Source organism: Amphritea sp. (assembly GCF_048266285.1).
GTDB lineage: Bacteria > Pseudomonadota > Gammaproteobacteria > Pseudomonadales > Balneatricaceae > Amphritea.
In genome coordinates, this window is the sequence record NZ_JBLWZV010000003.1 from 210,088 (window position 1) to 223,075 (window position 12,988).

General features: G+C 49.9%; 11 protein-coding genes. All 11 read left to right on the plus strand.

What is annotated here, in order from left to right:
• Positions 1-108: 108 nt before the first annotated feature.
• The 11 genes from asd (at position 109) to purF (ending at position 12,972) form a co-directional block, all read left to right on the plus strand.
• Positions 109-1,224, plus strand: a complete 1,116-nt coding sequence (gene asd, locus ACN0T0_RS06315; RefSeq protein WP_417224315.1) for an aspartate-semialdehyde dehydrogenase — start codon at positions 109-111, stop codon at positions 1,222-1,224.
• 432 nt (positions 1,225-1,656) lie between these two features.
• Positions 1,657-4,278, plus strand: a complete 2,622-nt coding sequence (locus ACN0T0_RS06320) for a FimV/HubP family polar landmark protein (protein WP_417224317.1) — start codon at positions 1,657-1,659, stop codon at positions 4,276-4,278.
• Between the two features lie 71 nt (positions 4,279-4,349).
• Positions 4,350-5,279: a tRNA pseudouridine(38-40) synthase TruA gene (gene truA, locus ACN0T0_RS06325; protein ID WP_417224318.1), complete on the plus strand. Its 930-nt coding sequence runs from the start codon at positions 4,350-4,352 to the stop codon at positions 5,277-5,279.
• Positions 5,280-5,336: 57 nt separating this feature from the next.
• A complete protein-coding gene (locus tag ACN0T0_RS06330) occupies positions 5,337-5,957 on the plus strand; it encodes a phosphoribosylanthranilate isomerase (RefSeq protein ID WP_417224320.1) in 621 nt (206 codons plus the stop codon).
• 25 nt (positions 5,958-5,982) lie between these two features.
• Entirely contained in the window at positions 5,983-7,170 is a 1,188-nt protein-coding gene (gene trpB, locus ACN0T0_RS06335) for a tryptophan synthase subunit beta (RefSeq protein WP_417224503.1), read from the plus strand.
• Positions 7,171-7,193: 23 nt separating this feature from the next.
• Complete coding sequence (gene trpA, locus ACN0T0_RS06340; RefSeq protein WP_417224321.1) at positions 7,194-7,997, plus strand: tryptophan synthase subunit alpha; 804 nt, start codon at positions 7,194-7,196, stop codon at positions 7,995-7,997.
• 30 nt (positions 7,998-8,027) lie between these two features.
• On the plus strand, positions 8,028-8,888 hold the full coding sequence (gene accD, locus ACN0T0_RS06345; protein WP_417224322.1) for an acetyl-CoA carboxylase, carboxyltransferase subunit beta: 861 nt from the start codon (positions 8,028-8,030) through the stop codon (positions 8,886-8,888).
• 85 nt (positions 8,889-8,973) lie between these two features.
• Complete coding sequence (folC, locus tag ACN0T0_RS06350) at positions 8,974-10,272, plus strand: bifunctional tetrahydrofolate synthase/dihydrofolate synthase (protein ID WP_417224324.1); 1,299 nt, start codon at positions 8,974-8,976, stop codon at positions 10,270-10,272.
• Positions 10,269-10,820: an SPOR domain-containing protein gene (locus ACN0T0_RS06355; RefSeq protein WP_417224325.1), complete on the plus strand. Its 552-nt coding sequence runs from the start codon at positions 10,269-10,271 to the stop codon at positions 10,818-10,820. The genes folC and ACN0T0_RS06355 overlap by 4 nt, the downstream gene beginning before the upstream one ends.
• Before the next feature lie 72 nt (positions 10,821-10,892).
• A complete protein-coding gene (locus ACN0T0_RS06360; protein ID WP_417224326.1) occupies positions 10,893-11,402 on the plus strand; it encodes a CvpA family protein in 510 nt (169 codons plus the stop codon).
• 52 nt (positions 11,403-11,454) lie between these two features.
• Positions 11,455-12,972: an amidophosphoribosyltransferase gene (purF, locus tag ACN0T0_RS06365; protein WP_417224327.1), complete on the plus strand. Its 1,518-nt coding sequence runs from the start codon at positions 11,455-11,457 to the stop codon at positions 12,970-12,972.
• The last annotated feature ends 16 nt before the right edge of the window (positions 12,973-12,988 follow it).

The window sequence follows — 12,988 nt, forward strand, 5'->3', positions numbered from 1 at the left end:
TCGAACGTTAAGAGTCATAACGGGCTGCCACTGACTTTGATGTGGCAGCTTTGTTGTTTTTATTCTCAGGAACCTGATAACAGGTTCGCATAGTTTTTGGTGGAGCAGATGAAGCGTGTAGGTTTTGTAGGTTGGCGCGGAATGGTAGGTTCTGTGCTGATGCAGCGCATGATGGAAGAGGGTGATTTCGAGCATATCGAAGAGCCTGTTTTCTTTACAACATCCCAAGCAGGTCAGCCAGGTCCGAATATTGGTAAAGATATTCCGGCGCTGAAAGATGCCACATCCATTGATGAACTCAAACAGATGGATGCCATTATTTCCTGTCAGGGCGGCGACTACACGAAACAGGTTTACGGTGCTCTGCGTAGCGCTGGCTGGAATGGCTACTGGATTGATGCGGCGTCTTCTCTGCGGATGGAAGATGATGCCATCATCGTGCTTGATCCGGTGAATATGCATGTTATCAAAGATGGTCTAGCGAATGGCGTAAAAACCTACGTGGGCGGTAACTGCACAGTCTCGCTGATGCTAATGGGCTTAGGTGGCTTGTTCAGTGCTGGCTTGATCGAATGGATGACTTCCATGACCTATCAAGCGGCATCTGGCGGTGGTGCGCGACATATGCGTGAGTTGATCTCACAAATGGGTGTGATCAAAGATTCTGTTGCGGCGGATCTAGCCAATCCTTCAAGCGCTATTCTGGATATCGATCGTCAGGTGGCAGCGACCATTCGTTCTGATGCAATGCCAACGGACAACTTTGGTGTACCACTGGCAGGTTCATTGATTCCTTGGATTGATACGCGACTGGATAACGGCCAGAGTCGTGAAGAATGGAAAGCCTATGCCGAAACCAACAAAATTCTTGGTTTAAGCAGTAATCCGGTACCGATCGATGGCACCTGTGTACGGATCGGTGCAATGCGCTGTCATAGCCAAGCTTTCACTATTAAGCTGAAACAAAATGTGCCGATGGATGAGATTGAATCCATGATTGCCGAAGCGAATGATTGGGTGAGCGTGGTGCCTAATGAGCGTGATATCACTGCCCGTGATCTGACGCCGGCGAAAGTGACCGGTACGCTAGGCGTGCCTGTTGGTCGTCTTCGTAAGCTGAATATGGGTGATGAATACCTTAATGCCTTCAGCGTTGGTGATCAATTGCTGTGGGGTGCCGCGGAGCCGCTACGACGTATGCTGCGTATTTTGCTGCAAGGCTAAGCGAATGCTAAAAATATAACCGGCTGATAAGGCCGGTTTTTTTTGCCTGTAGGGTGGTGATTTAGGTCAATTAAAGCAGAATAATTATTTTATAGTGAAGCGGTTTCAATGAGCATGCAGCTTAGCTAGTATCGATTAGCGCCCTAGAGAATAATTGTTTGTGATGTTCTTTTAGATTAAGATGTTTTGGTAATATGCTGAATTTAAAGTGTTATTTCTTTGATTGGGCTTGTTTTTTTGAGCGTTTTTCGCTTGTTGTTTAAGAGAAGGCTGCTTTAAAGGCTGAAGTTTAGCTATTTATGGCCGATCTGAGTTGTTGATTAAACATAGGTTTTAATGAATACTTTGGTCAGTAATACTGGATATGTAACTTTCTGAATATTGACGACTTTATGTGATGTTCAGGACCCGGGGAATTAAGGAAGCGAAAATATGCTGCGCAAATTAGCCCTAAGTTTGGCAATTGCAGGTGCACTAGGGACCTCAACTGCACATGCGCTTGGTCTCGGTGAGATCAGAATAACATCAGCGTTGAACGAACCCCTCCAAGCGGAAATACAGCTGTTGCAAATGCGGTCGGTTGACCCGCAACAGGTGCAACCCAAGATGGGTAATGTCGATGACTTCGCATTGGCGGGGATTGAGAAGTTACGCTTTCTCTCCGATGTGAAGTTTCAGGTTAAGGCAGGGCCCTCAGGTCAGGGTACGATAGTGCTTACCTCGACAGCGCCGGTTAAAGAACCTTTTCTGAACTTTCTGCTGGAAGTGAACTGGCCGAGTGGTCGTTTAGTGCGTGAATACACCGTGCTGCTTGATCCGCCTATTTACGATCCGACACCGCCGCCGGTGACTGTTCAGCCCGCGCGTTCTGCCGCTGCTGGCTCATCGAATACGGTTGCCGCTCGTCCTATGGCGCCACAAAAGCCGGTTAATAATATCCGTACCCGAATGACTGATGGTCAGGTGTACGTCGATGTTAATGACACTCTATGGGATATTGCTAAGCTTCACAAACCGGCCGGTTCGGTGACCGAAGCGCAGATGATGTTAGCTTTGCAACGCAAGAATCCTGAAGCTTTTCGTAATAACAATGTTAACCAGTTAAGAGCTGGTGTTGTGATGGATATTCCTTCGCTGAGTGAAGTTCAGGCGCTGGATCGTAAGCAGGCAAATGAAGAGTTTTGGCGTCAGACGCAGCGTTGGAAGCAGGGTATTACCTCGAAAGCGGGGGCTGAAACAGAAGGCCTGCCGCCGAACACGGATAAAAGTGGAGGGATGTCCGGAAAAAAGACTAATGACGTTGCTGCCAGATCGGCCCAGGGGCAACTGAAGATAGTCTCTCCTGAGAAAACAGCAGAAACCGGCGGGGTTTCAGCTCAGGCGGCCGATACAGACATGAGTCAGGCAGATTCTGAACTGCTAAAAAAAAACCAGCAGCTAGAAACTGAGCTAGCCAGTGCGCTTGAAACGGTTGACCAGATTCAGCGTGAGAATGAAGAGTTAAGCGGGCGGGTTGATGCGCTCGCGCAGCAGATGGAAAGTCTGCAGCGTCTATTAGAGTTGAAAGATCAGCATATGGCTGAGTTGCAGGCTGAATTAGAATCGGCTAAGAGCCAGCCCGTTACCGCCCCTGTGGTGCCGGCTGAAGCAGCACCTGCGGTTGAGAAAAGTTTGATCGAACAGTTTGGTCTTTATATTGGTGCAGCCGGTGGTGCGCTGATCGCATTTTTGTTGGCGCTGCTGTTGATGCGTCGAGGCAAGAAAGAAGAAGCTTCTGATGCTGCGCCTGCAGTGGCTGCGGCGGCCGCAACTGCGGCGGTAGCTGACCAGGTAACAGATGACGAAGTGGTTGAGGCTGTTGCTGAAGAGACTGCTGCCGATGATCTAGAGCCTGTGATTGAAGATGCGGATCTTGATGATTTAGATCTCGATCTTGACATGGATATGGAGCAGGTTGAGACGGCGGGTGAGAATGGCATCAACGAAGATGAGTTTGATCTCGGCTTTGATGATGACTTTGATTCAGCCCCGGTTGCTTCAGACGTTGAAGAGGTCGAAGAAACTGAAGAGATTGATGATGCCCTTGATTCAATTCTTGGTGAAAATACTGACGCCTTTGATATTAACGATCTTCGGGTTCCTGAAGTTGAGGGGCTAGGCGATCTGCCGATGGATGAGTCGGAAGAGGAGCCAGAAGCGGATAATATTAACGATCTACTTGGTGATTTTGACGCCCCTGAGGGTGTTGAAGCTGATGTTGAAACAGAGCTTATGCCAAAGGCTGAGCCTGTCTCCGATGAAACCGATTTAGAGTTTGATCTCGATAGTTTGGCCGATGACAGCGATGCTGGTGCAGCGCAAGCCGATATCACGGAAGACGTTGCGAGTGAAGATGAATTCGATCTCGATTTTGATCTTGATGAAGCGGAAGTAACTGATGCTAATGTAGTGGATGTGACTGAACCTGCCGAGGTTGAAGAGCTTGAGTTTGACCTGAATGATGTTGCCGATGATGCTGCGGTTGAAGAGCTTGATGGGGATGACTTAACACTCAGTGAGTTTACCACTGATGAAGTGGCGGTTGATGATAGTGAGGCTGATGTTGATGCCGATGCAGAGCTGGATAAGCTGCTGGCTGAAGGTGAGTCTGATCTTGAAGAGCTGGATATGGACTTGGATGCTGATCTTCAGGCGATGCTTGATGGTGAGGATGAGGTAGTCCTTGATGAGACCGAAATCGCGACGCCTGTTAATCAAGCGAGTGCCAGTCAAGATCTTGATGCAGAGTTAGATTCTGAACTAGAGATGCTGTTAAGTGATGCTGGCAGTGATGAGCTGAGCTTGGATATGACCGATGATACTGAAGAGTATGCATTGGATAATCTGAATCTGCTTGAAGATGCCGATGAGGTTGAAACCAAGCTGGACCTAGCGCGGGCTTACATCGATATGGAAGACCTTGATGGCGCTAAAGATATTCTTGATGAAATATTGAAAGAGGGTAATGAGGCTCAGCAATCAGAAGCCAATGGTCTGTTAAATTCTATTGGGTAACACTTTATTTGGGTGTTCTTTTTGCGGGCCTTGTAAGCCTAAACCGATTAACCGCTAAGATAAGAAGTACTATGCAACGGGATAAATCCCAGTTACAACATCAGCAAGGGGCGACTACGGTCGCCCTTTCTTGTGGCTCGGCGGATGTACCATGCGCCGATGCATCTGTCGCCGACCAAGGCATTCCTGAACCCGCGAAGCTACGTCGTTATGCGCTCTGTGTTGAATATGCCGGTGGCGCTTACCGAGGCTGGCAAACACAGAAAGAGAAAGACGTGCCCTCGATACAGGAAACGGTGGAGAAGGCGCTCTCTAAAATCGCTAACGAGCCGGTTTCCGTTATCTGTGCCGGTCGTACCGATGCCTGTGTTAGTGGTACCTATCAGATCATTCATTTTGATACCACGGCGGATCGACCCGATCGTGCCTGGGTGATGGGGACCAATACTCAGCTACCCGATGATATTGCTATTCGCTGGGCGAAACCGGTGGATGATAGCTTTCATGCGCGTTTTTCGGCGTTAGAACGTCGTTATCGTTATCTTATTTATTCTTCGCCGGTGAAGCCTGCATTGTTGAGTCGAGGGGTAACTTGGACGCATAAGCAACTGGATATGTCGCGGATGCAAACGGCCGCTAATTATCTGCTCGGGGAGCATGATTTTACCTCCTATCGAGCGGTTGGTTGCCAAGCCAAAAGTCCGGTGCGTGAAGTGAAGGCGATGGATATTTACGGTGCTGGCGATCTGATTGTTATCGATGTGAGGGGGAATGCCTTTTTGCATCATATGATTCGCAACTTTGCTGGTGTGTTGATGACCATTGGTTGTGGCGAGGCGGAGCCACTGTGGGCTAAGCAGGTGCTGGATGCCCGAGATCGACGCAAAGGGGGAATTACGGCGCCGCCATACGGACTCTATTTCGTCGATGTCAAATATCCCGATCAGTATGAGTTGCCTAAATCGACCTTAGGGCCTTATTTCCTAACGCAAAACGGTTAACCTCGGGGCCTGCAATCTGTTACTATTAGTCTCTTTCTGAATAGTCTGATCCAAGTGATGCGAACCCGCGTAAAAATCTGTGGAATTACCCGACTGGAGGATGCTCTTGCGGCAATTGAGGCGGGGGCTGATGCCCTTGGTTTTGTCTTTTATCCTCCAAGTCCGCGCTATGTTGAGCCTGCCGTGGCCGAAGCCATTATTGCTCAGTTGCCACCCTTCGTGACGACGGTGGCGTTGTTTGTCAATGAGAGCCCCGAGCAGGTTAATGCTATTTTGGCTCAGACCGGTATTGATCTACTGCAATTTCACGGTGATGAGTCACCGGTGTTTTGTCAGCAGTTTAGCCGACCCTATTTTAAGGCTGTGCGGATGTCTCCGGATATTGATGTCATGGCTGAATGTGAACGCTTTGCTTCTGCTCGAGGGTTGTTGCTGGATGCTTATCGTCCAGGCGTACCCGGCGGAACCGGTGAAGCGTTTGACTGGGCGCGCATCCCATCTGATCTCGCCTTACCGCTGGTACTTGCCGGCGGCCTTGATCAGAGCAATGTGGCAATGGCGATAAGCCAAGTGAAGCCCTATGCTGTTGATGTCAGCGGCGGGGTGGAAATGGCGAAAGGCCTGAAAGATTGTTCTAAAATAATATCCTTTATGAATGAGGTAGCTTGTGCCAACTAAAGAAGATCTCGCGATCGCAAAGCAGATGCCCGATGCCAGTGGTCATTTCGGCCAATTCGGGGGCCGTTATGTGTCTGAAACGTTGATGGCTGCTCTCCAGCAGCTTGAACAGACCTACGAAAAGCTTTGGCGAGATCCACAGTTTCAGGCAGAGTTTGATCGCGACCTTGCACATTATGTCGGTCGTCCATCACCGCTGTATCATGCGGAGCGCCTTTCTCGCGAGTTAGGCGGGGCGCAAATTTACCTGAAACGTGAAGATTTAAACCATACCGGTGCTCACAAAGTGAACAATACCATTGGCCAAGCGTTGCTGGCTAAGTTTACGGGTAAGCCGCGGGTGAGCGCTGAAACCGGCGCCGGCCAACATGGTGTTGCGACGGCGACTGTTGCTGCACGACTGGGGCTTGAGTGTACGGTCTATATGGGCGAAGAAGATATTCGTCGTCAGGCGCTGAACGTTTACCGGATGAAACTACTGGGTGCTGAAGTTGTCTCTGTTACGTCAGGTACACGGACACTGAAAGATGCCATGAACGAAGCGATGCGTGACTGGGTCACCAACGTCGATAATACTTTTTACATTATCGGTACGGCGGCAGGCCCGCATCCTTATCCTAAACTGGTACGCGATTTCCAGTCGGTTATTGGTCGTGAGGCCCGCGAGCAGTGCTTGGCGCAAACAGGTAAGTTGCCTGATGCGCTGGTTGCTTGTGTCGGTGGTGGTTCTAACGCGATTGGTCTGTTTCATCCTTTCATTGAAGATGCGGATGTACGCATGGTCGGTGTTGAAGCCGGTGGTTACGGTATTGAAACTGGTCAGCATGCCGCGCCATTGAGTGCCGGTAGTCGGCCGGGTGTATTACACGGCAACCGTACGTCGCTGATGTCAGATGAGGGTGGTCAGGTGATTGGGACACACTCTGTTTCTGCAGGTCTCGATTACCCGGGTGTTGGGCCAGAGCACGCCTATCTGAAAGAGATTGGCCGGGCTGAATATACCGCGATCAATGATGACGAGGCATTGCATGCTTTCCGTCATCTAACATTGACTGAAGGTATTATGCCTGCACTGGAATCCAGTCATGCAGTGGCTGAAGCGATGAAGATGGCACCAACCATGGACAAAGATCAGATTATTCTGGTCAACCTGTCGGGACGGGGTGACAAGGATATCCATACTGTTGCAGAAATTGACGGTATTAACTTTTAAGCCCTGACTGAGTGAAGATTAAGATGAGTCGTATTACAGAGTGTTTTAATAATCTGAAAAGCCAGGGCCGTAAAGCGCTGATTCCTTATGTGACAGCCGGCGACCCTGACCCTAAAGTAACCGTACCGCTAATGCATGCGCTGGTTGAATCCGGTGTCGATATTATCGAGCTGGGTGTGCCTTTTTCTGATCCGATGGCCGATGGCCCAGTGATCCAATTAGCCTGTGAGCGTGCGTTGCTGCACGGCACTCGACTGGTTGATGTGCTGGACATGGTGGCTGAGTTCCGTAAAACCAATCAGACGACTCCGGTCGTCCTGATGGGTTACCTCAATCCGATTGAGGTGATGGGCTATGCGACCTTTGCCGACAAGGCCAAAGCGGCGGGTCTTGACGGTGTTTTGACCGTCGATCTGCCCCCTGAAGAGGCGTGCCAGTTTAATCCGCTGATGAAAGCTGCGGGTATCGATGTGATCTATCTGATCGCGCCGACCACAGAAGAATCACGGGTGAAGCAGATTTGTGCTGCTGGCAGTGGTTATCTCTACTACGTGTCTGTTAAAGGTGTAACCGGTTCGGCTGCCCTGGATGTAGGCGAAGTTGCTGAAAAACTAGAGATGATTCGCCAGCATACCGATATGCCGCTAGGGGTTGGTTTTGGTATTCGCGATGATGCCTCGGCGCGGGCGATTTCAGCCGTAGCCGATGGTGTGATTGTCGGTAGTGTATTGGTTAATAAGATTGCCGAATTGGCTGGCAATCAGGCACAGATTCCTGAGGCGGTTGCTGCGATTACTGCGAGCATGCGTCAGGCAATGGATAAATAAAGACTGCCACAGGCAGACGCTGGAGTAATAATGAGTAACTGGCTGGATAAAATTGTTCCTTCCCTGGTTCGCTCTGAAAAGAAGCGCACCAACATTCCTGAAGGGTTGTGGGAAAAGTGTCCTAAATGTGAATCCGTGCTGTATCGCCCGGAGCTAGAAAAAAACCTGAATGTTTGCCCTAAGTGCGATCATCATATGCGCTTGACGGCGCGAGTGCGTCTGAATGCGTTCCTTGATGAGGGTACTTTGCGTGAAATCGGTGCTGAAGTTGAGCCGGTTGACCACCTGAAGTTCCGTGATACTAAGAAGTATAAGGATCGTCTGGTTGCGGCGCAAAAAGCCACGGGTGAGAAAGATGCGCTGATCGCCATGCGCGGTGAAGTGAAAGGTCTGCCGGTGGTTGCGGTTGCCTATGAGTTTCGCTTTATGGGTGGCTCTATGGGAGCGGTTGTCGGTGAGCGTTTCGTGCGTGCTGCCAACATTGCGTTGGAAGAGGGGATCCCAATGATCTGCTTCTCTGCCAGTGGTGGTGCGCGGATGCAAGAGGCGTTGTTCTCTCTGATGCAGATGGCGAAAACCAGTGCGGCGCTGGAGCGGCTGAAGAAAGCGGGCGTACCCTATATTTCGGTACTGACTGACCCCGTCTATGGTGGTGTATCCGCATCATTGGCGATGCTCGGTGATCTGAATATCGGTGAGCCGGGTGCGTTGGTTGGTTTTGCTGGCCCTCGAGTTATCGAGCAGACCGTGCGTGAGAAATTGCCGGAAGGCTTTCAGCGTAGTGAATTCCTGTTGGAGCACGGGCAGATCGATATGATCATCTCTCGAGGTGATCTGCGTGACCGGATCTCCTCCGTGCTGCGTATGATGCAGGGGCTTCCAGCCGCCTGATCATGCACGTTTAATAAGGCCGCTGTCAGTTTCAGCGGCTTTTTTTATTGTTCCAAATAGTTTCCAAAGAAAAGCTGAAATCACCATGGCTGAAGTACAGTTTAAAATCCTATCGCAGTGGCTTGAATGGATTGAGCAGAATCATCCGGTCGATTTGATTGAGCTTGGGCTTGATCGGCTACGTCAAGTCTATGAGCGTATGGCGCTCGATCTCAGTAGCAGCCAGAAAGTCATCGTCGGCGGTACCAACGGCAAAGGTTCGACCATTGCGATGCTGGATCAAGTGCTGCGTGATCAGGGCAAAACCGTGGGTTGCTTCACCTCGCCGCACTTTCTGCGCTATAACGAGCGTATTAAACTGGCCGGTCAGCCGGTCGCTGATGCACTGATTGTGCGTGCTTTTGAGGCAATAGAGCGGGCTCGAGGTGATGTTCGGCTAACTTATTTTGAATACAACACGTTAGCAGCGTTACATGTGTTTGCTGCCGAGCAGCCCGAGGTGATGTTGCTCGAAGTAGGTCTCGGTGGTCGCCTGGATGCGATCAATATTGTCGATGCCGATATCTCAGTGGTGACGACCGTATCGGTTGATCATATTGACTGGCTGGGTGATGACCGTAATCAGATTGGTTATGAAAAGGCCGGTATTTATCGAGGGGGGCGTCCGGCGGTGTGTGGCGATCCTTGCGCGCCGCAAAAGCTGATTGATCACGCCGCCGCTATTGGTGCGCAGTTATTTCTGCGGGGTCGAGACTTCAATCTATCTACTGAGACGGATGACGGTTGGTTGTGGCAGGGGGAGCAATTGAATGGGGCCGTATTGACCTGTTCGGGCCTGCCGGAAATTACCTTGCCGCGAGCGAATGCCGCGACGGTACTGCAAGTGCTAAGCCTGTTGGATTGTCTGCCTGAGCCTGCCGCGTTGAGGCGCAGTTTATCTAACGCCCGCTTGACCGGGCGGATGCAGACAGTCACCGTGGATCAGATTGATTACACCCTCGATGTTGCCCATAATCCTGAGGCGGCCGCTTATTTGGCCGCTCAATTAGCGGATCAACCGGTTAAGGGGCGGACCTTGATGGTGTTAGGTATGCTGGCCGATAAGGATATTGATCAGGTACTAGCCTGTTTGCAGCCGGTTATCGATGACTGGTGTTTGGTCACATTAGACAAGCCTCGTGGTCAAAAGGCTCAGGTGTTGGCTGATAAGTTGCTTCAGCTGGGTACAGTAGATAGCTGTTTAAATACCTATAATAATGTCGCCGAAGCGCTCGCATGGGTTGCCCGCGATGCGAATCAGGATGATCGGGTGATTATCGCCGGATCCTTTTTTACAGTGAGTGATGCTTTGATTGCTCTGAATATGGATGGTAAATCAGCGTGAATGATGGCTTTAAACAGCGCCTTGTCGGTGCGGGGATTCTGTTTGTAGCAGCAGGGATTTTGTTACCTATTTTCTTCGACGGGGCGGGCTATCGTGAACGTCATCTTGACAGTGCGATTCCGCCACCGCCAGCAGAGCCTCAACTGGTCACTATTACCCCTGAGAATAAACCGTTGCCAGACACGTCCACCTTTGCGCCACCGAGTGAGCCGGTCACTGTAGCAGTGATGCCTAAACAGGTTGCTGCTGAGGTTGCTAAGCAGAAACCGCGGATTAGCGAGCGAAACGATCCGCCAGCGCTTGATCAGGAAAATATTCCGGTTGCCTGGAGTCTGCAGTTGGCCAGTTTTAAAGATGAAGATAACGCCAAAGGTCTGAGTCGTAAGCTGATTAAGGCGGGCCACAAGGTCTATATTCGTAAGACCGGTGATTTGATTCGGGTCTTTGTGGGGCCGGATATTCAGAAGTCTAAACTGGTTGAACTGCAGGCTGATATTCAGAAAGAGTTTGGCTTAGATGGCATTATCGTCCGCTTTACTACACGATAATCGTTGGGTTAAGTCGTTGGCTCTGGTAGAATTCTGCCCTTAATTTTATTGATCTTGAAGTAGATTGAAAACATGGTATTAAACTGGGCCGACTGGGCAATTATTGGCATCATTGCCTTATCCGGGTTATATAGCCTGCGCGGTGGTTTTATGAAAGAGGCCCTGTCACTCGTTACCTGGGTGGCCGCCTTTGTTGTCGCCCGTTTATTTGCTCCTTCACTCAGTACTCTGCTCGATCATCTACTTGAAACTCCCTCGCTGCGCATCGGTGCAGCCTTTATACTTCTCTTTATAGCCACCTTGATGGTCGGCGCCGTTATCAATAGCCTTATTAATATGTTGGTTCAGGCCACGGGTTTGAGTAGTACTGACCGTATTTTGGGTATTGGTTTTGGTGTTGTTCGGGGTGGCTTAATTGTCATCGTTATTACGGCGTTACTGGTGCGTTCACCGGTAACCCAAGATAGCTGGTGGGCAGAATCTCAATTGATTCCCCATTTCTTATTGATGGAATCCTGGACCCGGGAAACCGCAGCTGATATTGGCCAGATGATCTGGAATATCAGTGGTAGAAATAGCTAAGTGTTTTAAATTTATATTTGCTGTAACTAACTTAATACCTGAGGTAGCCTGAATGTGCGGTATAGTTGGCATCGTAGCCAAATCTAATGTGAATCAGACAATTTTTGATGCATTAACAGTGCTACAGCACCGAGGCCAGGATGCCGCTGGGATGGTGACCTGTGAATCAAATCGTTTCTTTATGCGTAAAGACAATGGTTTGGTCAACGAGGTGTTCCGGACCCGTCATATGAAGCGTTTGATGGGTAACATCGGCATCGGCCATGTACGCTATCCAACGGCGGGTAGTTCTAGCTCGGCGGAAGCCCAGCCGTTCTACGTCAATGCGCCTTACGGTATTGCCTTAGCCCACAATGGTAACTTGACCAATACCGCCGACCTACGTGAACGGATGCGCAAAGAAAATCTGCGTCATATCAATACCACGTCAGATTCTGAAGTATTGCTTAATATTATGGCCCATGAATTACAGCAGATCGGTAAGCTTGTGCCGACGGCTGATGATATTTTCGCGGCTATTAAAGCAGTACATAAACGGGTCAGCGGCGGCTATGCCGTCGTTTCGGTGATCACCGGTTATGGCATCGTCGCGTTTCGTGATCCTCATGGTATTCGGCCGCTAGTTTATGGTCAGCGTGAAACCGAAGCCGGTACGGAATATATGGTAGCCTCTGAATCGGTTGCGCTGGATATTTCTGGCTTTAGTCTGATTCGCGATGTTGCACCGGGTGAAGCGATCTTTATTACTCAGGAAGGCGAAGTGCACACCATGCAGTGTGCCGAGAATCCTCAGTTACATCCCTGCCTATTTGAATATGTTTATCTTGCCCGTCCCGATTCGATTATCGATGAAGTCAACGTCTATAAATCCCGTATGCGTATGGGTGTGAAGCTGGCGGAGAAAGTGAAACGTGAACGGCCTGATCATGATATCGATGTGATTATTCCTATTCCGGATACCAGCCGTACTTCGGCTCTCGAGATGGCTCACCATCTGGGGGTTAAATTCCGCGAAGGGTTTATCAAAAACCGTTATATCGGTCGTACCTTTATTATGCCGGGTCAAACCCAGCGGACTAAATCGGTACGTCGTAAACTGAACCCCATTGAGCTTGAATTTAAAGATCGAGTGGTCATGTTGGTGGATGACTCTATTGTGCGTGGTACGACGTCACAGCAGATTGTACAGATGGCCCGTGAGATGGGTGCGAAGAAAGTGTATTTCGCATCTGCTGCGCCTGCCGTGCGCTATCCTAATGTCTACGGTATCGATATGCCTTCGGCAACCGAGTTAATCGCTCATGGCCGTACCGATGATGAAGTCGGTCAAGAGATCGGTGCTGACTGGATGTTATATCAGGATCTGGAAGACCTTAAAGACTGTCTGCGTGCGGGCAATAGCTCAGTGACTGGATTTGATGCATCCGTTTTCGACGGTAAATACATTACCGGTGATATTGATGCTGAATACCTCCGTCGTATCGAGGAGGAGCGTAATGATATGGCTAAAAGCGGCGAAAAAAAGTCGGCAACCAATCAGAACGCTAATTTGCACGCGACTATTCGCTGAGCCGGTTAGCGAGATG